This window comes from Bradyrhizobium sp. 170, assembly GCF_023101085.1.
Taxonomy (GTDB): Bacteria; Pseudomonadota; Alphaproteobacteria; order Rhizobiales; family Xanthobacteraceae; genus Bradyrhizobium.
The window spans coordinates 3893069-3912426 of record NZ_CP064703.1 but is presented as its reverse complement, the minus strand read 5'-3'; the positions used below and the strand labels follow the sequence as shown (position 1 = coordinate 3912426).

The 19358-nt window shown below is 60.3% G+C and carries 18 protein-coding genes; 16 read left to right on the top strand and 2 right to left on the bottom strand.

What is annotated here, in order from left to right; genetic code table 11:
* Positions 1 to 61: 61 nt before the first annotated feature.
* From IVB05_RS17920 to IVB05_RS17845, 16 genes are all read left to right on the top strand, one after another.
* The gene (locus IVB05_RS17920; protein WP_247785912.1) at positions 62 to 874 is read left to right on the top strand and encodes an oxidoreductase; all 813 of its coding nucleotides are present in this window, start codon (positions 62 to 64) and stop codon (positions 872 to 874) included.
* 37 nt (positions 875 to 911) lie between these two features.
* A complete protein-coding gene (gene fabF, locus IVB05_RS17915) occupies positions 912 to 2174 on the top strand; it encodes a beta-ketoacyl-ACP synthase II (protein ID WP_247785911.1) in 1263 nt (420 codons plus the stop codon).
* 1728 nt (positions 2175 to 3902) lie between these two features.
* Entirely contained in the window at positions 3903 to 4919 is a 1017-nt protein-coding gene (locus IVB05_RS17910) for a heme o synthase (protein WP_247785904.1), read from the top strand.
* A 1-nt stretch (position 4920) separates the two neighbouring features.
* Positions 4921 to 5799, top strand: coding sequence for a ubiquinol oxidase subunit II (gene cyoA / locus IVB05_RS17905; RefSeq protein ID WP_214491021.1), 879 nt, complete (start codon positions 4921 to 4923; stop codon positions 5797 to 5799).
* Positions 5796 to 7778: a cytochrome o ubiquinol oxidase subunit I gene (gene cyoB, locus IVB05_RS17900; RefSeq protein WP_247785902.1), complete on the top strand. Its 1983-nt coding sequence runs from the start codon at positions 5796 to 5798 to the stop codon at positions 7776 to 7778. The genes cyoA and cyoB overlap by 4 nt, the downstream gene beginning before the upstream one ends.
* Complete coding sequence (gene cyoC / locus IVB05_RS17895) at positions 7775 to 8407, top strand: cytochrome o ubiquinol oxidase subunit III (RefSeq protein WP_214491023.1); 633 nt, start codon at positions 7775 to 7777, stop codon at positions 8405 to 8407. Before cyoB ends, cyoC begins: the two co-directional genes overlap by 4 nt.
* Entirely contained in the window at positions 8404 to 8799 is a 396-nt protein-coding gene (gene cyoD, locus IVB05_RS17890; RefSeq protein WP_214491024.1) for a cytochrome o ubiquinol oxidase subunit IV, read from the top strand. The genes cyoC and cyoD overlap by 4 nt, the downstream gene beginning before the upstream one ends.
* Positions 8800 to 8828: 29 nt before the next feature.
* Complete coding sequence (locus IVB05_RS17885) at positions 8829 to 9068, top strand: hypothetical protein (RefSeq protein WP_247785900.1); 240 nt, start codon at positions 8829 to 8831, stop codon at positions 9066 to 9068.
* Positions 9069 to 9582: 514 nt separating this feature from the next.
* Entirely contained in the window at positions 9583 to 9891 is a 309-nt protein-coding gene (locus IVB05_RS17880; protein ID WP_214491026.1) for a hypothetical protein, read from the top strand.
* Positions 9892 to 10255: 364 nt separating this feature from the next.
* Positions 10256 to 11086, top strand: a complete 831-nt coding sequence (locus IVB05_RS17875; protein ID WP_247785898.1) for a 3-hydroxyacyl-CoA dehydrogenase — start codon at positions 10256 to 10258, stop codon at positions 11084 to 11086.
* Position 11087: 1 nt separating this feature from the next.
* Complete coding sequence (locus IVB05_RS17870; RefSeq protein WP_214491028.1) at positions 11088 to 12065, top strand: 3-hydroxyacyl-CoA dehydrogenase NAD-binding domain-containing protein; 978 nt, start codon at positions 11088 to 11090, stop codon at positions 12063 to 12065.
* Between the two features lie 193 nt (positions 12066 to 12258).
* Positions 12259 to 13479: an acyl-CoA dehydrogenase family protein gene (locus IVB05_RS17865; protein ID WP_247785896.1), complete on the top strand. Its 1221-nt coding sequence runs from the start codon at positions 12259 to 12261 to the stop codon at positions 13477 to 13479.
* 56 nt (positions 13480 to 13535) lie between these two features.
* On the top strand, positions 13536 to 14387 hold the full coding sequence (locus IVB05_RS17860; protein ID WP_214491030.1) for an enoyl-CoA hydratase-related protein: 852 nt from the start codon (positions 13536 to 13538) through the stop codon (positions 14385 to 14387).
* Positions 14388 to 14419: 32 nt separating this feature from the next.
* Positions 14420 to 15355, top strand: coding sequence for an alpha/beta fold hydrolase (locus tag IVB05_RS17855; protein WP_256473444.1), 936 nt, complete (start codon positions 14420 to 14422; stop codon positions 15353 to 15355).
* A 10-nt stretch (positions 15356 to 15365) separates the two neighbouring features.
* A complete protein-coding gene (locus tag IVB05_RS17850; RefSeq protein ID WP_247785892.1) occupies positions 15366 to 16592 on the top strand; it encodes a CoA transferase in 1227 nt (408 codons plus the stop codon).
* 78 nt (positions 16593 to 16670) lie between these two features.
* Positions 16671 to 17456, top strand: a complete 786-nt coding sequence (locus tag IVB05_RS17845; protein ID WP_247785890.1) for an enoyl-CoA hydratase — start codon at positions 16671 to 16673, stop codon at positions 17454 to 17456.
* 81 nt (positions 17457 to 17537) lie between these two features.
* Here the strand turns inward: IVB05_RS17845 and IVB05_RS17840 are convergent, their stop codons facing one another.
* Positions 17538 to 17987 carry a hypothetical protein gene (locus tag IVB05_RS17840; RefSeq protein WP_214491034.1) on the bottom strand — a complete coding sequence of 150 codons (450 nt, stop codon included), beginning with the start codon at positions 17985 to 17987 and terminating at the stop codon, positions 17538 to 17540.
* Positions 17988 to 18028: 41 nt separating this feature from the next.
* Positions 18029 to 19285 carry an NAD(P)/FAD-dependent oxidoreductase gene (locus tag IVB05_RS17835; RefSeq protein WP_247785888.1) on the bottom strand — a complete coding sequence of 419 codons (1257 nt, stop codon included), beginning with the start codon at positions 19283 to 19285 and terminating at the stop codon, positions 18029 to 18031.
* Positions 19286 to 19358 lie beyond the last annotated feature (73 nt).

Here is a 19358-nt window from a genome sequence, read left to right as displayed (position 1 = left end):
CTCCCTTTTCGGAAGAGACAGTTCAACTTCTAACGCTCAATAGCATCGATGGAGGCTTTCCATGCGACAAGACGGCAAAGTGGCGATTGTAACCGGGGCTGCAACAGGAATCGGGCATGCTTCGGCAAAGGCGTTGCGTCAAGCTGGATTCCGCGTTTTCGGCACGAGCCGGCGGGCCGTCGCAAGTATCGCGGACGGCATTACGATGATCCCCTGCGATGTAACGGACGACGCATCAGTCAAGGCCGTCGTCGACAAGGTGCTCGATACGGCGGGCAGGATCGACGTTCTGGTGAACAACGCGGGAACCGGCCTGCTTGCCGGAGCTGAAGAATCGTCGGTGCAACAAGCCCAAGCGTTGTTCGACGTAAACCTTTTCGGAGTGATCCGCATGACCAACGCGGTTCTCCCTGTGATGCGAAGTCAAAAAGCGGGACGGATCGTCAATATAAGTTCGGTCATGGGCTTAATACCTGCCCCATTCTCGGCCCTCTACTCCTCCACGAAGCATGCTCTCGAAGGATACTCGGAGTCCCTGGATCACGAGGTGCGGACCTTCGGCATTCGAATTTGCTTGCTTGAGCCGGCGTATACCCGAACTTCGTTCGAACAAAACATGGTGCTTCCGGATCGTGGCCTAGACGCATACGTCCCGGCGCGAACGCGGTCCAGCACGCTCATGCGCGAGGTCATGAAGACAGCCGACAGTCCCGAGATTGTTGCCGAGAGGGTCGTAGAAGCCGCGACGACCACCTCGCCCCGTCTGCGATACACCTGCGGTAGGATGGCGCGGCAGGTGAGCATCCTGCGTCGCTTCGTTCCTGAACGGATGTTTGACAAAAGCCTCCGCAAGCAGATGGGGTTACCAGCGTAGCCGGACTGTTTAAGCCGACCTCAAAGGTAATCTCATCATGCGTCGCGTCGTCGTTACGGGATTGGGATTGGTATCACCGCTGGGCTGCGGCAGTGAGTTGGCGTGGTCCCGGCTGCTATCGGCCCGTTCAGGACTTACCGCACTCCCGGAATGGGCGGCTGCCCTTCCCGCCCGGGTCGCTGGCATCGTGCCAATAAAGGCCGACGATCCGGATGGAGGCTTCGATCCGGATCTGACCGTTCCTCCCAAAGATCAGCGAAGGATGGATCGCTTCATCCTATTCGCCCTCGCCGCTGCATCCGAGGCCATTTCACAGGCAGCCTGGACCCCTTCCGACACGCATTCGCTGGAGCGCACGGCAACCGTGATCGCATCGGGCATTGGAGGTTTTCCGGCGATCGTTGAGGCGGTCCGCACGGTGGATCAGCGCGGTGTCCGGCGTCTCTCGCCCTTCACGGTGCCGTCTTTTCTTGCAAATCTCGCGGCTGGTCACATCTCTATCCGCTACGGTTTCAAGGGTCCGATCGGCGCGCCGGTCACCGCCTGCGCCGCAAGCGTGCAGGCGATCGGCGATGCCGCACGCCTCATTCGTTCGGGAGAAGCCGATGTCGCGGTCTGCGGTGGCTCGGAAGCCTGCATCGATCTCGTGAGCCTCGGCGGCTTCGCCGCCGCCCGGGCACTTTCGACGGGCTTCAATGAAATGCCGGCCCGCGCATCCCGCCCGTTCGACCGGCACCGCGACGGCTTCGTCATGGGCGAAGGCGCCGGCGTCCTCGTCATTGAAGAACTTGAGCACGCGATCCGCCGCGGCGCCAAGCCGATCGCCGAAATCGTCGGCTATGGCACGACGGCAGATGCCTACCACATCACGTCAGGCCCCGAGGACGGCGACGGGGCGCGCCGCGCCATGGAAGGCGCCTTGCGACAGGCCGGGCTCAAGCCCGCCGATGTCCAGCATCTCAACGCCCATTCCACTTCCACGCCGGTTGGCGACGTTTCCGAACTTGAAGCGATCAAAACCGTCTTCGGCCGCGAGGGAGAAATTGCCGTAAGCGCCACCAAATCGGCGACCGGTCATCTGCTCGGCGCGGCTGGGGGAGCGGAAGCCATCTTCACGATCCTCGCACTGCGCGACCAGGTCGCGCCGCCCACTCTCAATCTCGAAAACGGCGATCCGGCCGCGGAAGGCGTCGACATCGTGGCCCGCGAGGCAAGGCGCATGACGATGGAGCATGCGATTTCGAACGGATTCGGTTTCGGGGGCGTCAACGCCAGCGTCATCTTTCGACGTTGGCAATGACCAACTCCCGTCATCGCCGACGCTTCTCCTCGCTTGACGCCAGCCGTCGAGCCGGCTGCGGCGCAACCGGAAGCATAACCGCCAATTCGCTTGCAAATAGTGGTCGTACCGTACCGAAGGGTCCGTTCTGAAGCGTAATGCTGGCAGGTGCTTGATTTTCCTCGCCAAGCGCACGGGTCTGACCTGAGACCCGATTTCAAGGGAAAGCCTGGGTATGGTGCGCTCGGAGGGCGCACGCATTTGTTGCGATTTCAATGGGTTGCAAGGATCTGTCAAGGCATAAGGTGCATTTCGACCCCAAAAGTGCCTTTGAAAAGGTGACGCTTGGAGATCATCCCAAAGCCCGCACCCGCGCATGCGAACCTGCCGGGAGGCTCCCTGGCTTTGACCGAGCGTCCGATCGCCGGTGGCTGATACTAACGTCCTCTGGCTGTTCCAGACCATATCTTCAATCGAGAGCATGCGATCAGCTCCTGCGTCCGGCGCGTTGATGGTCCAAACAAGAGTCATGCCGCGAATCTTTGGACACCAACGACCATTCGATCCCACCGTCAAACCGATGATTTGATCCATCGATACTGAAAATAACGCAATGGTCTTGGTCTCGCCTAGAGCTGTGAAGAGCCATCGAGGAATCGGCGGCGTTAGCATAGAAAACGCGCTGTGGCGAGGCCACCGGAATCAGCGCTCCTTGATCGGCTTACATTTCTGAGGGGGCGCAAAGAGGTCACGAGACTACCTGCAACATTGCGATCTGCGTCGTCACTGCTGCGACAACCTGAAACCGAACGATCAAGACTGAAACTCAATGCCACCACTAGCGCGCAGTGGACTTATTCTTCGGTCTCCAAGGCGGGTCTCCAAAAAACGGGAGTTTTCCTAGATTCGGCTGGAGACTTTCGGGAATTTTTGGCCAAAAAGTGCGAACGCCGGTCTCCGGAGACTTTCCAGGATAAGAAAAGCCCGCATTTGGTGGGCCTTTCTCGTCAAGAAAACGAAATTCTCTAAAAAACAGGAATGGCTGGCTGGCGACGCAGTGGTGACCGCGCCTGTCTCCAGGCAGTTTCCCTGCTAACAGGGAATTCTACAGGGAAACCGCCGGTTTGGCGGCTCGGAGACATGACGTGTAGCCAAGAAAGCAGCTGCACTGCAGCGCTTCGCGTCAATTCCCTACTCCAGCTAACAGGGAAATATTTTAGGTTAATTGGGTATCGTCACGACATAACAGGCAAATTCAGCCGGTCATCCGGTGCGGTCACCAGATTTGGCCGGGGATACAAAAACTCTAGGGCCCTCGGGTCAAGGATCGCGTCGATCAAACCAGCTGGTGCTCGTTGACCTTCCATTCGGCCAGCGCGCCGTCTGGAGGGGCCTGCATCCGCCTAGGGAGCGGACATCGCAGCATGGCGGCCGCCCCGGAAGAGGATCGGCCATAGCCAGCAGCTGGTAGGTCCCCTGGAGGACAAAGCTGTTCCAGCCGCGGCAATCGCATTCAAGACCATCGCCAGCATTCGCATCACTTTGCTGCGGAGCTCTTAGCGAGTTCGTGTCAGTCGATCATGCATGCGCGAGCCACCATGAACTCTTCCAGACGCATATGCGGAACCAGTGGTTCCCCACCGTTCGTCTGGTGCGACGATGACGTCTCTCATTTTCGGATCAACCGGAGCAAGCGCAATGAACGTCAAGACCATCGCTGACCAATTTTGCGAAAGGCCGGCTGTTCCCGTGTCTTCTCATTCCGCGGACCGTCTCGCCGAACATCGGCGTTTGTCCGACTTCTTCGAGCTCACCAAACCGCGCGTCATGCTGCTCGCTGTCTTCACCGCGGTCGTTGGACTGATCAGTACACATGATCAGCTCGATCCCTTGCGCGCTTTTATTGCGGTTCTCTGCATCGCCGCCGGGGCCGGAGCCGCTGGCGCGCTCAACATGTGGTACGACGCCGATATCGATGCGGTCATGACCCGCACCGCGATGCGGCCAATTCCCCGGAGCAGGGTCTCGAAGGTCGAGGCACTCGTCTTTGGAGTTGTCCTTGGCACTATCGCAGTCGTGGCTCTCGCTCTCGCGACGAACCTCGCGGCAGCCGCGCTGTTGGCCTGCACGATCCTCTTCTATGTTGTCGTGTACACGGCATGGCTGAAGCGCGCCACGAAACAGAACATCGTCATCGGCGGTGCCGCCGGTGCGCTGCCGCCCGTTATCGGATGGGCCGCGGCAACGGGAGAAATCGGGCTCGAGCCGCTTACGCTATTCCTCATTATATTCCTTTGGACGCCCCCCCATTTCTGGGCCCTGGCGCTTAATCGCACCGACGACTATGCGCGTGCAAGCGTGCCGATGCTGCCGGTTGTCGCCGGACGTGCTGCAACAACGCGCCAGATCCTGATCTATAGCGGTCTCCTGGTTCTTGCCTCGGAGCTGCCCTGGGTGCTCGGATTTGCAGGGACCATCTATGGCGCGATCGCCGCGATCTGCGGCGCGCTTTTCCTTCTGCTCGCACTTCAGCTGAACAGGAGCATTGGGACCGATCGCCGTGCTCCTCATAGGCTATTCGCGTTCTCCATCCCCTACTTGTTCGTGCTGTTTGCAGCGCTCCTGGTCGACCACGGTGGTGGCTCATTGTCGCCCATGCGGTCGTCGCTTAGTGGCTACATCGTCGGATCGGTGCATGCCGAGCTCCTGCCAGGCGCCGTTCGCAGCACGCACAGTTTCATCAACCTCAGCACAGGCGAGGTCTAACATGCGATATGGTTTGCTTGCTGTGGTCCTGATCGGTGCCGCGACGCTCGGTGGCTGCACCGAAGGCGTGCTCGACCCAAAAGGGCCGATTGCCCTCGCCGAGCGACAAATTCTGCTCAACTCGCTCGGCATCATGCTGGCGATCGTTGTTCCGACGATCCTCGCCACGCTCGCCGTCGGCTACTGGTTTCGCGCATCGAATCGGCGCGCAGCCTACTTGCCGGATTTCGAGTATTCCGGGCGTCTCGAGCTGCTGGTTTGGTCGATCCCCGCCATGACAGTGCTGCTCGTGGGCGGCGTCGCGTGGGTCGGCTCACACGACCTTGATCCAGGGAAGCCGATTAGTTCAACGGTCACGCCCATCACCGTTCAGGTCGTCTCACTCGACTGGAAATGGCTCTTCATCTATCCCGAGCAGGGGATCGCGAGCGTCAACAAGCTGGTCGTACCGGTTGGCACGCCGATCAGCTTCGAACTGACCTCATCGAGCGTCATGAACAGCTTCCACGTGCCTCAGCTCGGCAGCCAGATCTACACGATGTCCGGAATGGCGACGCGCCTCCACCTGCAGGCCGACCATCTCGGAACCTATCCAGGGCTATCCACCATGTTCAGCGGTGACGGCTTTGCCGACATGCACTTTACGGTCGATGCAGTGACGGACGACGGATTTGCGCAATGGGTTCGCCAGACCCGCGAGACTGGTTCGGCACTCGATAAGCAGGCTTATGCCGACCTGGTCAAACCGAGCAAGGCGGTCGCTCCATTCACCTATCGCGCCGTCGCCTCCGGTCTGTTCGGCAGCATCGTCAACGCTGGCATGGGCACACAAGAATCCTCTCTATCAATTTGTTCAACATCGCAGAGGGCAGAACGATGAATCTCCTTGGCAAGCTTGATTGGAACGCGATTCCCCTCCATGAGCCGATCATCATGGGCGCAACAGCGTTCATGGTCCTTGTCGTGGTGGCTGTCCTCGGATTCATCACGACGAAGGGAGCCTGGCTCTATCTATGGCGCGAATGGCTCACCTCGGTCGACCACAAGCGCATCGGCGTCATGTATTGCATACTGGCGCTCGTCATGATGCTGCGCGGCTTCAGCGACGCGATCATGATGCGCGCGCAGCAGGCGGTTGCCGCCGGCGGTGCACAGGGATATCTGCCGCCCGAACATTTTGACCAGATCTTCTCGGCGCACGGCACGATCATGATCTTCTTCATGGCGATGCCATTCGTGGTGGGAATCATGAACTTCGCGGTGCCGCTGCAGCTTGGCATTCGCGATGTCGCCTTCCCCACCCTCAACTCCGTCAGCTTTTGGCTGACCGCCTCGGGCGCGCTGTTGATCAACCTTTCGTTGGCGGTCGGCGAGTTCTCGAAAGCCGGCTGGTGGGGTTATCCGCCACTCAGCGAATTACAGTATTCGCCCGGCGTCGGCGTCGACTACTATCTGTGGTCATTGCAAATCTCCGGTCTCGGCACCTTGCTGGCGGGCATCAACTTCGTCACGACCATACTGAAGATGCGCGCGCCTGGGATGAGCTACATGCGCATGCCGGTTTTCTGCTGGACTTCGCTTGCCACCAATCTGCTGATTGTGGCGGCCTTTCCGGTGCTGACCGCGGTTCTCGCGATGCTGCTGCTCGATCGTTATCTCGGCTTCCACTTCTTCACGAACGACGCCGGCGGCAATCAGATGTTGTACGCCAACCTGTTCTGGGTCTGGGGACACCCGGAAGTCTACATCCTGGTCCTGCCGGCGTTCGGAATCTTTTCCGAGGTCATCGCGACCTTCTCCGGCAAGCCGCTGTTCGGATACCGCTCGATGGTGGCCGCGACCATGACGATCTGCGTCCTCTCCTTCCTGGTTTGGCTGCACCACTTTTTCACCATGGGCGCCAGTGCGAATGTCAACGGCTTCTTCGGCGTCATGAGTATGGTCATCGCTTTGCCGACGGGCGTGAAGATCTACAATTGGCTGTTCACGATGTACGGCGGCCGGGTTCGGTTCACGGTGCCTGTGCTGTGGTCGATCGGCTTCATGGTGACCTTCGTCATCGGTGGCATGACTGGCGTGCTCCACGCAGTGCCGCCGGTCAGCTTCCAGCTGCATAACAGCGTGTTCCTGATCGCGCACTTCCATAACGTCATCATCGGGGGCGTCGTGTTCGGATTGATGGCCGGATACAACTACTGGTTCCCCAAGGCTTTCGGCTTCGTGCTTGACGAACGCTGGGGCAAATCCTCGTTCTGGTGCTGGTTCATCGGGTTCTATCTCGCATTCATGCCGCTCTACCTGGTAGGCCTGATGGGCATGACCCGGCGCTTGCAGCATTACGACAATCTGGCTTGGCAGCCCTGGCTGATCGTAGCGATGGTCGGCGCCGTCGTTATCCTGGGCGGGATCGTCTGCCAGGTCGTGCAGCTCGTCGTATCGATCCGCGCCCGGGACAAGTTGCGCGTTACCGGCGATCCATGGAATGGCCGAACGCTCGAATGGGCGACGGCGTCGCCGCCGCCAGCCTGGAATTTCGCTCTCGCCCCGAATGTTACCGGAAAAGACGCTTTCTGGACCAGCAAGCGGGAGCAGGCAAAGCAGGGCAAGCCGGGGCCATCACGTGCGTACGAGCCCATCGAAATGCCGAAAAACAGCGCCACCGGCTTTGTCAGCGCCTTCTTCGCCGTTGTCATCGGCTTCGCGATGATCTGGCACATCTGGTGGATGGCAGGTCTGGGTCTCTTGGGTGCATTCGTGACGCTGCTTGCCTTTGCATTCCGCAGACACACTGAATTCGAGGTGCCCGCCGAGCAGATTGCTCAGTTCGAACGGGCCCACCAGGCAGGAGCTGCAGTATGAACATCGCCACCGCAATCGATAGCGTCCCGCTAGAGGCGCTGCCAAGCGCAAGTGAAGCGGGGCCCGCTCCGAAGAGGATCGTGGTCGCCTATGGCTTCTGGATCTTCCTGCTGAGCGACATCGTCATGTTTGCCGCGCTGTTTGCGAGCTACGCGGTCCTCGTGCGCTCCACGGCAGGCGGTCCGAGCGGCGCCCAGCTGTTCAATCAGGCCACCGTTGCGATCGAAACCGCCTGCCTGCTCGTCTCGAGCTACACCTGCGGACTGATGTCGCTCGCCATCAATTCGCGAAATCGTGTTGGGATGTATCTAGGTGCCGTGATCACTTTCGCTCTCGGCGCTGCGTTTCTTACACTCGAGATCGGCGAATTCGCCGACATGATCGCTCGCGGCGCGACGCCGCAGCGCAGCGCTTTTCTTTCCGCCTTCTTCACGCTTGTCGGCTGCCACGGGCTGCACGTCACCCTCGGACTGATCTGGCTGATCGTGATGATGGTGCAGGCCTCGGTATTCGGATTTGCTGCGAGGGTGCAGCACCGCCTGCTCTGCTTCTCTTTGTTCTGGCACGCGCTCGACATCGTTTGGGTCGGGGTATTCACGGTGGTTTATCTGATGGGAGTTAGCTCATGACCGAAGCTCGACACGAACGCGCACCCGGAGACAAGCCGAGCCGCGAGATGCATCCATCGGCTCCATCCGAATTTCTCGTCTACACGATCGGCTTATTTGTGGCGGTGCTTCTCACCGCGACATCGTTCTGGGCTGCAAACACGACACTGCTTTGGCCAGGCGGCGTATTCCTCGGGCTCGCTGTCCTCGCCATTACCCAGATGGGCATTCACCTGGTGTTTTTCCTGCACATCACCAGCGGGCCGGAAAGCACCAACAACGTACTCGCGCTCGCCTTTGGCGTGCTTATCGTATTCGTGGTGGTCGCCGGCACAATGTGGATTGTGGCCGATATGAACGCGAACATGACGATGCCGTCGGGCGAGCCGATGAGCATGAGGATGCAGCATTGAAACTGATTAAATGGATGGAGATAGCACCGATGGCGTGCGCCAATTTCAGCAGCCTGGATCGTGACCTGCCATGCAATGGGCTGCTGGCCGCGCTTACCTTTGCGGCGGCTCTCGGAATGCTCGCGATCTCGTTGTTCTGGCCATACCTGCTCCCGTTCGCCTTCTCGATCGAACAGGTCGCGACCCCTCACTCGAACCTCGCCTTCGTGCTACTGGCAGCAGGCACATTCATCCTACCATTGATGCTGCTCTTCACCGCGATCAACTAACCGCGCTTTATGGCAAGTTGCGCCCTCGCGCAGCGATAATTCCGATGCGATCGGAGGACAGACCGACGAGATCAAAGTGGTCGCAGAGGCCAGCGCAATTGCGCAGCGAATGAAATGGCCACGCCCGCACAAAAAAGGCCGATAGCGTTCGCTTCGCTATCGGCCTGAACGATCTGGTCGACGTCGTGGTCCGTGTGCCGGCGTCAATACCTGAGCGTCTCGGGAGGACTGGCTCAATCTTGCAGGTCAAATGTCGGAGCCTTCGTCGATTCGAGGGCTATCGTCGAGGTTGATCCGACGCGATCAACCCTAACAGAGCGAGACGCTCGCCTATTATACAAACCTGCCTCGAATTGTAGTTGCAATCCGCATCTGTCGACTTGGGGGCACACAGACCTCGTCTCGCAAATGCCTTTCGAACAAGCACGTCCCAAAGCCGGCAAAGACATTCGCGCGATCGATTCGCTGAAGCCATAAAAGTCATCGCAGCATCCCGCAACACTGGAGCTGCCCCATGATGATCAGACTTGCCATTCTACTGGCGTCGGCGACAATCAATGCGTCCACCGTTCCCGCCGCCGCTTCGCAATGCGTGTCGCCGCCCGCAATCGCCGCCATTCGGGCGCACTGGGCTGCCGTACGCAGTCAGCTCAGCAAGGCCACGGACCCTGAAGCCGCATGCCGCGCCTACGCGGCTTCGTTCTATGAATCGGTAACGACGCGTCAGGCGGCTGCCGGCTGCACTGGTGATGCGGATATCACCGCGCTCGATTCAGAGATCAACGCCTTCAACGATCTGCTGGCGACCAGGTGCGGCGGCTGAGCGGTTGCCGTGGTGCCTTCGTTCTCGAGAGGTTGATCCGATGATCCTCTTTCCACTTATCACGTTCTGGATCTGGCTTCAGGTCTTCGCCTCCACGCTCCTTCCGGAGCGGAAGCCAGCTTTGATTGCTGATGCAGGACCAAAAGCAGAGCAAGACCGTCCCGACGACGGCAATCCCATTCAATAAGGCGCAGAGCCGCTGCGTCACAGTCAGGCCTGAACGAGATCGACCTCACTTCGGATGAAAACGCACAAAGGTGAACCCATGCCCAAAGTGGCCTTGAACATCGTCAAGAACGCAAGCACGCAAACAACGATCCCTCGCCTCTTCGTTCTTGAGATAAACGCGGGGAAAATTCATGTGATGAACACGGACGGTTCCGACCGCCAGACCATCGTGACAGGCTGTCACCTTCCCGACGGCATCGTCGTTGATGTCGAGGCCGGTCATATCTACTGGACCAATATGGGCGTTCCCAACCTGAACGACGGGTCCGTCGAACGCGCCGATCTCGACGGCAAGAACCGCAAGGTCATTGTTGCAGTTGGAGACACCCACACCCCGAAGCAGATCATTCTCGATAAGAAAGCCGGCAAGCTTTACTGGTGCGACCGCGAGGGCATGCGCGTCATGCGCTGCGATCTCGACGGATCGAAACTAGAGACGCTTATCGAAGCGGGGCGTGGAGATGCCGACCGCCGCGATCAGACAAAATGGTGTGTCGGGCTCTCGATCGATCGAAAGGACGGGAAGATCTATTGGACGCAAAAGGGCCCCGACAACGCCGGGCGCGGCTCGCTCTTCCGTGCCAATGTTGAAATACCCGCCGGCGAAACGCCAACCAACCGCTCCGATATCGAGGTCTTCTTCGACGCGCTGCCGGAGCCGATCGACATCGAGCTCGATCACAAGAACCGCGTCATCTACTGGACCGACCGCGGCGATCCGCCGCGCGGCAACACGGTGAGCCGCGCTTCCATCGACAACAAGCCGGCTGAGCCCGAAATCGTCGTGACCCATCTCATGGAAGGGATCGGCATCGCGCTGGATGTGCCCGGCGATCGCATGTTCGTCACTGATTTTGCCGGCTCGATCTACTCCGCTCGCCTCGACGGATCCGGCGAGCGCAACTTCCTGTACGCCCAGGGCAACCTCACCGGCATCGCCTATGCCGAAATCCCGAAGGAGAAGTGATATGTCGCAAACCAAACCCATTCGTCGCATCGCCATCATCGGCACCGGCGTGATCGGCGCGAGCTGGAGCTCGCTGTTTCTCGCCAAGGGACTGCAGGTCGTCGCGACGGACATCGCGCCGAACGCAGAAGCCGCGCTGAGGAAATTCGTCGAGACCGCCTGGCCGGCGCTCAAGCGATTGGGCCTGTCGCCCGGAGCGTCGCAGTCGAACCTGACGTTCACGACCGACCTCGCGCAGGCGCTCGCCGGTGCTGACCTCGTCCAGGAGAATGGGCCCGAGCGGATCGATTTTAAGCAGAAGCTCTATGGGCAGTTGGACGAGCTGCTGCCGCCCGACGTGATCGTGGCGTCGAGCTCGTCGGGGCTCACCATGAGCGAAATCCAGAAGGGCGCCGCGTCCCATCCCGAGCGCTGCGTCATCGCCCATCCGTTCAATCCGCCCCACTTGATCCCACTGGTCGAGATCGTCGGCGGGGCAAAGACCTCGGAAGCAACAATCCGGCGCGCAGCGGAATTTTACACGTCGATCGGGCAACGCACGGTGCGCCTCAATAAGGAAATGCCGGGGCATGTTGCCAACCGCCTCCAAGCTGCGTTGGCGCGTGAGGTCTATTACCTCGTTGCCGAGGGCGTCGTGAGCGCCGCCGATGTCGACACGGCTCTCTCCTGGGGCCCGGGCCTGCGCTGGGGCGTTATGGGCAACCTGATGCTCAACCATCTCGGCGGCGGTCCGGGCGGCATCGAACACTTCTTCCAGCAGTTCACCGGCCCAATGACGGCCTGGTGGAAGACCCTCGGCTCGCCGGTGCTGACGCCGGAAGTGCAAAAGAAGCTTATCGACAGCGTCCACGCTGAAGCCGGATCGCGCTCCATCAGCGAACTGGAAACCGAGCGCGACGAGATCCTGCTGGGCCTCATCGAGCTGCGCAGACAAGCCGGAAAAGCAAACTCTCCGAGATTGAGAGAGCGGGTTCTCTAGGACCTGACGACTGATCCAATCAAAGCCCCGAAAGGCAACCGCCTATCGGGGCTTTTTCGTTTTGAAGACTCGCAGAAGCGTGAACAGACAACAGGGCAAGAACGTCCCCGAGACCGCAAGCTGCTTCAAGAACGCTGAGCGCTTCCGCATCAAATTGGTTGTCAAGATCACTGCCTCACTCTGGAGACTAGACATGACCACAGCAACCACAGCCCGCAAGACTGATGCCCCGAAGCCGGTGCCCGTCCCGAACGGCGACTTCTATCAGCTCGCCGAGGTTCTGGCCCCCGACGAACTGGCGCTGGTGAAGAAGGTTCGTACCTATCTGGAAGCCAACGTCAAGCCGATCATCAACAAATACTGGGCCGACGACGCGTTTCCTTTCGAGCTGCTGCCCTCGTTCAAGGAACTCGGCATCGGCGGGCTCGGCTTTGAGGGCTATGGCTGCGCCGGCGGCAGCCAGAAGCAGTTCGGCTTCGTCGCCATGGAGCTCGCGCGCATCGACGCGTCGATTTGTACGTTCTGGGGCGTGCATAGCGGCCTGGCGATGGGCTCGATCTATCTCGATGGATCGGAGGAGCAGAAGCAGAAATGGCTACCGCAAATGGCGCGTTTCGAAAAGATCGGATGTTTCGGATTGACCGAGCCGCTGGTCGGCTCGGGAACGAGCGGCGGTCTGACCACGACGGCGAAGCGTGAAGGCGATAACTGGATTCTCAACGGCCAGAAGCGGTGGATCGGTAACGCGCCATGGTGTGACCTCTCCATCATCTGGGCGCGCGATCTCGCGGACAACCAGGTCAAGGGCTTCATTGTCGAGAACAAGTCGACGCCCGGTTTCAGCGTCGAGAAGATCGAGCACAAGATTGCGCTCAAAGTGGTCCAGAACGGCCAGATTACCCTCAAGGATGTGCGGGTGTCTGAAGCGAACCGCCTGCAGGGCGGCAATTCATTCCGCGATACCGCGCGTGTACTGCGGATGACGCGATACATGGTGGGCTGGGCGTCGACCGGCATCCAGATGGGCGCATTCGAAGCAACCCTCAAATACGCCCAGGAGCGACTGCAGTTCGGCAAGCCGATCGCTTCGTTCCAGCTGATTCAGGATCTGCTCGCCAAGATGCTCGGCAATCTGACCGCGTGCCAATGCATGATGCTTCGCCTTGCCCAGCTCGACGACGAAGGCAAGCTCGGCGATCACCATGCGGCACTGGCGAAAGCGTTCTGCACAGCGAAATCGCGCGAAACGGTTTCATGGGGCCGCGAGGTCCTAGGCGGCAACGGCATCGTTGCCGACTACGATGTCGCGCGCTTCTTCGCCGATGCCGAAGCACTCTACTCCTACGAAGGTACGTATCAGATGCAGATTCTGATCGTCGGCAAAGCCATCACCGGTCACGGCGCGTTCGTGTGACATCCCAGCGACGCCGGCGCTCCGCCGCCGGCTGCCCTTATCCAGGAGAGATGACTATGGTTTCAGAAACTGCATCGTTGGCACCTTCGTCGGCAACGGTATCCAACCCCTTGCCCAGAGCAGCGTTGGCGCTTGCGAACGTCCAGTACGAGAAAATGGGTCCGATCGCCTACGTGACGGTCAATCGGCCCAAAGTGCTCAACGCGCTCAACACGCCAACCTGGACGGATTTGAAGGCAGCCTTCGAAGATGTAAAGGTTGATGCGTCCGTGCATGGCGTCATCCTCACCGGCGCCGGCGACAAGGCCTTCATCGCCGGCGCCGACATCAGCGAACTCGCGCACGTCGATGCCTATGAGGCGGAGGAATCCAGCCGGTTCGGTCAGGGCGTGCTCGATCTGATCGAAAATCTCGGCAAGCCGGTGATCGCAGCTATCAATGGCTTTGCGCTTGGCGGCGGCTGCGAAACGGCGATGGCTTGCACCATCAGGATCGCCGTCGAACATGCCAAGTTCGGGCAGCCCGAGGTGAAGCTCGGGCTGTTGCCGGGCGGTGGCGGCACGCAACGTCTGCCGCGCCTGGTCGGCAAGGGCCGCGCGCTGCAACTCATCCTCACTGGCGAGACGATCTCTGCCCAGGAGGCCTATCGCATTGGCCTCGTCAACGAGGTCGTGCCAGCGGCCGACCTCATCGCTCGCGCCGAAACGATCCTGAAGCAGATCTCCGCCAACGCGCCGATCGCCGTAAAATTCTCACTGGAGGCGGCCAACAAGGGGATGGACACCAGCCAGGCCGAGGGGTTTGCGCTCGAAGCGTCCTATTTCGGCATCTGCGCGGCGACGGAAGACAAGAAGGAAGGCACCTCCGCCTTCCTCGAGAAACGCGCGCCACAGTTTCACGGACGGTGACTCCCAAGCGCAACCGAAACTGGACATCTGCCATGATAACGCCTCCTCCTGCCCCAGCTCCGAAAGAACGGTTCTGGCTGACCAGCTCCGACGGACTGTGCATCGCGTGCGCTCGCTGGGGAAGCCGCGGCCCGGTCCGCGCCGTTGTTCAGATCGCCCACGGGATGGGCGAACACGTGGGGCGCTACGCCGACACCGTCGATGCGCTCATTGCGGCAGGTCTCTCCGTCTACGCCAACGACCATCGCGGGCACGGCCTCTCGGCCCACTCGGAATTGGGAGAACTTGGCAGGGGCGGCTTTGAACTTCTCGTCCAGGACATGGTCCGCCTGAGCGAGATCGCCAGAGAAGAAAATCCCGACCTGCCGCTGTTCCTCCTGGGACACGGGATGGGATCCTTTGCCGCGCAGAGATACGTCATCGATCACAGCCAGGAGATTGATGGTTTGATTCTCTCGGGGTCGGGAGCGCTTGACGGACTGGCGCGCGCCTCGCTTCTGGCATTTGTGGGCCGAAATCTCCTCAACGCCGCATTCGAACCCGCGCGCACGCCCTTCGACTGGCGGAGCCGCGATCGGGCGGCCGTCGATGCGTTCATGGGCGATCCCGACTGCTTCAAAGACCTTCACCCCGACTCTCTTGCGTCTTTCCTCGGCATTGCGCCGCGATTGTGCGATCCGGTCGCACTCCGCAAGATCCGGGGCGATCTCCCGATCTATCTGCTCTCCGGAAGCGAAGATCCCATCGGACAGCAACTGCGGGGACTCTACACACTGATCGGCCGCTACCGCGATGCCGGACTGCGCGACATCGCCTTCGATTTCTATCCGGGCGGCCGACACGAGATGCTGAACGAGACCAACCGCCGGGAGGTTCAAACCCGCCTGCTCGGCTGGATCTCCCAAACCCTGGAAGAACTGACCGACGACGATCGTCGCGTTTCAATCGTGCCTGAACTTCAACGCTAAGGAGACAAAAATGCCGAACGACAACATTTTTTCCGGACTCAAGGTGGTGGATCTCGCGAGCTTCATCGCCGGTCCGAGCGCTGCCGTGATCCTGTCCGACTTTGGCGCCGACGTCATCAAGGTGGAGCCGCCGAGCGGCGAGCTCTGGAGGCATGCCAACAAAATGCCCCCGCAGCCGGTCGCGGAGGATGCCTATCCCTGGCATCTGGCCAATCGTAACAAGCGCGGCATCGCGCTTGACCTGAAATCCCCGAGCGCGCAGCACGTGCTCGAAAAGCTCGTCAAATGGGCTGATGTGCTTATCGTCAATACACCACATCCCGCGCGGGCGCGATTGAAGCTCGAATATCAGGATGTGGTGCGGTGGAATCCGCGACTGATCTACGCGGACATTTCGGGCTTCGGTGACAAGGGGCCGGACGCAAATCTCCCCGGCTTCGACATCACTTCATACTGGGCGCGTAGCGGCTTGTTGTCGATGACGCGCGATGCCGGGGCACCCCCCACCTGGCCGGTGGCCGGCAGCGGCGACAATGCCACCGCCGTCGGGCTCTATTCGGCGATCGTCACCGCCCTCTATCGCCGCGAGCGCACCGGCGAGGGAGCGCACGTCACGACGTCGCTGCTCGCCGAAGGCGTGTGGTCCGCAAGCGTCTCGATCCAGGCCGCGCTATGCGATGCGAAATTCTTCGGGCTGCACGATCGCAAGAATCCTGCAAATGCGGCGATGAACGTCTGGCGCACCAAGGATGACACCTGGTTCGTTCTCATCATCACACCTGACAAGCTGGCAGCCGTCGCCAAAGCCATCGGCCGGCCCGACCTTCTGACCGACCCGCGTTTCTCCGATCCGGCGAAGCTGATGGCGAATATGCCGCAGCTCACGGCGATCCTCGACGAGACTTTCTGTGCCGAGCCGATGGCGCATTGGTACGAGGTGTTCAACGGCGTTCACGTGACGTTCGGAGCGGTGCGTGGACCGCAAGAGGTGATCAACGATCCCCAGCTCCAGGCGAACGACATCATCGTTCCGCTCAAGGGTGCCGGCGGCAAGCTGACGTCCACAATCAGCAGCCCGCTTCAGGTGCATGGCGTCGCCAAAGTGCCCGCGAAGCGCGCCCCAAAGATTGGAGAGCATAACGAGGAAGTTCTCCGGCAGCTTGGATTTAGCGCAACCGAAATCGATGGTTTGCATGAAAGCGGTGCCATTCCGAAAGCAAAGGAGCATGCGGCTTAGCGTGACGAACTGTCGGGGCGGCGGGAGCCGCCCCGAAACCTCGCGGTGAAATTCACCAAAGGCACAAGGACTTCGACAATGGATGAGATCGTTACCGAGCGCGCAGGAAGCATCCTTCGTATCCAGTTGAACCGTCCGAAACGGCGGAACGCGATGACCTCGGCCATGTACGTGGCCCTCTCGGACATCCTAAAGAACGCAGCCAAGGACGAGCACACCCGTGTCGTGCTCTGGCATGGCGCAGGCGATTCCTTCTGCGCGGGCAACGATATCGAGGATTTTCTCAAGAATCCTCCTGGGCCAGGAGAATCTCCGCAGGCGCAGCTCATGAATGCGCTGATCGATTTCGACAAGCCCCTGATCGCCGCGGTTCAGGGCGCTGCCATCGGTGGCGGCACGACCATGCTGCTGCACTGTGACTTCGTCTATGCCGGCGAAAGCGCGAAATTCCAGATGCCTTTCATCAATCTCGCCCTGGTGCCGGAATTCGGATCGAGCTCCATCGTTCCCGCAAGGATCGGGCATATCCGTGGATCAGAGTTGATCTTGCTGGGATCGCCCTACGATGCCAGCCGTGCGCTCGAGTTGGGTCTCGTCACCCAGGTCGTGCCCGATCAAGACCTCTTGTCGATCGCGATTGCGACGGCACAGAAGCTGGCAGCGAAGCCTGCTGGCGCCCTGCAAGCCAGCAAGCGGCTTATGAAGCAGCCATTCCGCCAGCAGATCGCGGCCGCAATGAAGGCCGAGAACGAAGAGTTCAGCGCGCAGGTTCGTTCGGCGGACGCAAAAGAAGCGCTCACAGCGTTTCTGGAGAAGCGCGCGCCTGACTTCACGAGGACCATCAAATCTCGAGCGACCGTATAGACGACGAAAGCGCTGGTTTGGCATTGCGGGCCCGCCTCGTCGGCGGGCCCGCTTTCCATTGATCCTATCGCCGGCGCTACTTTAGAACTGCCGAGCCCGCAACTGTTCGAATTCGTCGCGACATGCGTTACTGAATTCGTGCAACAGGTCGATCGAGCCATTGATCGCCATGTCGTGCAGTTCGACAAAGCTCCTGTCCGGCTCCAGATAGGTATCGAGAATTTTTCGGGCGATGTCTTCGGCCCGTTGCACCACCGGCTTGGAGGACGATACCCGCATCCGGCTAAGCTTTGCATAGAGACCGACAAGGCTGGAAACGTCAGCTTCATTGTGCTGGAGCGCATCGATGTAGCATTTTGCGGCTTCGTCGATGAAATCCCGGTAGAGGATCTGCCGGCGGTTCCTCTCGTGGTGAAGCCACTGGGCGCGAATCTGGCTCTTCTGGTTCAGCCAGTTCGCGACCACGCTTGTCAACCCTCCGATCGTGGTACCGGCCAGCGCAGCCAGCGCGGAGGTGATGGAAGTTTCCACGGAGCAATCCTTGACCAGGAGTGCGATCTGACGGCAGCCGACTAGCGGGATTCCGGCGGCCGCGGCGCTTCCGAGATCAGGCGCGAGCTGCGCTGCCCGGTCAGGTACGACCAGAACCACTGCGTCTGAACACGAAACCGGTTCTGTAGCTGCGGCAGCGCAAGCACGTGCAGCGCCGCCCAGACCAGCCAGGTCAAGAAGCCGCCAGTGCGTAGCCAACCAACCTCGAGGACCGCAAAATTCTTGCCGACCACCGCCATGTTACCTTTGTTTCGGTACCGGAAGGGGCGGCCGTCCTTGCGTCCTTTGGCGCGGTGGGCAATCAAACGACCCACAAAGCGTCCCTGCTGGATGGCAGCTTGCGCGACGCCGGGCACGGGATGGCCGTCCTGGGTTATGGCGGCGGCATCGCCCGCCACAAACACTTCGGGCGCCTCGGGAATGTGCAGAAAGGGACCGACCAATGCACGTCCAGCCCGGTCCATGGTGGTGCCGAGCATCTTGATGACTGGTGAAGCGGCAACGCCTGCGGTCCAGAGTACGGTCGCGCTCGGAATCCGTTCACCGGCCGCAATAACGCCCTGATCGTCGACCCTCTCGACCTTCACCCCAGTCAAGACTTCAACGCCGAGCTTATCAAGCCGCCTGGCGACCTTTTTCGACAAGGATTCCGCGAAGGTTGAAAGAACGCGAGCGCCGCCGTCGAGCAACACAATCCTGCTCTCGGCCGGATCAATGTTGCGGAAGTTCTTGCGCAGGGTCACCGAGACGAGTTGAGCGATCGAGGCAGCAAGCTCGACGCCGGTCGGGCCGGCGCCCACCAGGACGAAGGTCATCTGGCGGGCGCGTTCCTTCTCGTCGTCGGTCGATTCAGCCAGCTCGAATGCGCTCAGGATCTTGGTTCGGATCGTTTCAGCGTCGTTGAGGCTCTTGAGGCCTGGCGCAAACCGCGCGAACTCGTCATGGCCGAAATAGCTCGGACGCATGCCAGTGGCCACGACCAGAAAATCGTATTCGACTTTTCGGCTGCCGACGCCGGGGCAAATCACCTCGACCGCGCGAGCTGCCGGATTGATGGCCTTGACCTCGGCCAACAACACGCTGAGATTTTTTTGCTTCGCTTCAAGCTGGCGAAACGGCGCCGCAATCTCGGAAGGCGCCAGTACTGCAGTCGCGACCTGATACAGAAGCGGCTGAAAGATATGATGGTTGCGCCGGTCAAGCAGCAGGATGTCGACATTGGACCGCTTCAGCGCATGCGCCGCTGCAATGCCGGCAAATCCGCCGCCAATAATCACAACACGTTTCTTCCGCGGGATCTCATTTGCTTCTGCAGGCTTTTCCTGCGGAAAGGATTTGGTCAGAACAGTA

Bases quoted from the DNA above. Each gene is read 5' to 3' on its own strand.
- IVB05_RS17920 (WP_247785912.1), top strand. From the start codon at position 62: ATGCGACAAGACGGCAAAGTGGCGATTGTAACCGGGGCTGCAACAGGA.
- cyoC (WP_214491023.1), top strand. From the start codon at position 7,775: ATGAACATCGCCACCGCAATCGATAGCGTCCCGCTAGAGGCGCTGCCA.
- IVB05_RS17875 (WP_247785898.1), top strand. From the start codon at position 10,256: ATGAACACGGACGGTTCCGACCGCCAGACCATCGTGACAGGCTGTCAC.
- cyoB (WP_247785902.1), top strand. From the start codon at position 5,796: ATGAATCTCCTTGGCAAGCTTGATTGGAACGCGATTCCCCTCCATGAG.
- cyoA (WP_214491021.1), top strand. From the start codon at position 4,921: ATGCGATATGGTTTGCTTGCTGTGGTCCTGATCGGTGCCGCGACGCTC.
- fabF (WP_247785911.1), top strand. From the start codon at position 912: ATGCGTCGCGTCGTCGTTACGGGATTGGGATTGGTATCACCGCTGGGC.
- IVB05_RS17845 (WP_247785890.1), top strand. From the start codon at position 16,671: ATGGATGAGATCGTTACCGAGCGCGCAGGAAGCATCCTTCGTATCCAG.
- cyoD (WP_214491024.1), top strand. From the start codon at position 8,404: ATGACCGAAGCTCGACACGAACGCGCACCCGGAGACAAGCCGAGCCGC.
- IVB05_RS17855 (WP_256473444.1), top strand. From the start codon at position 14,420: ATGATAACGCCTCCTCCTGCCCCAGCTCCGAAAGAACGGTTCTGGCTG.
- IVB05_RS17860 (WP_214491030.1), top strand. From the start codon at position 13,536: ATGGTTTCAGAAACTGCATCGTTGGCACCTTCGTCGGCAACGGTATCC.
- IVB05_RS17885 (WP_247785900.1), top strand. From the start codon at position 8,829: ATGGCGTGCGCCAATTTCAGCAGCCTGGATCGTGACCTGCCATGCAAT.
- IVB05_RS17870 (WP_214491028.1), top strand. From the start codon at position 11,088: ATGTCGCAAACCAAACCCATTCGTCGCATCGCCATCATCGGCACCGGC.
- IVB05_RS17850 (WP_247785892.1), top strand. From the start codon at position 15,366: ATGCCGAACGACAACATTTTTTCCGGACTCAAGGTGGTGGATCTCGCG.
- IVB05_RS17865 (WP_247785896.1), top strand. From the start codon at position 12,259: ATGACCACAGCAACCACAGCCCGCAAGACTGATGCCCCGAAGCCGGTG.
- IVB05_RS17880 (WP_214491026.1), top strand. From the start codon at position 9,583: ATGATGATCAGACTTGCCATTCTACTGGCGTCGGCGACAATCAATGCG.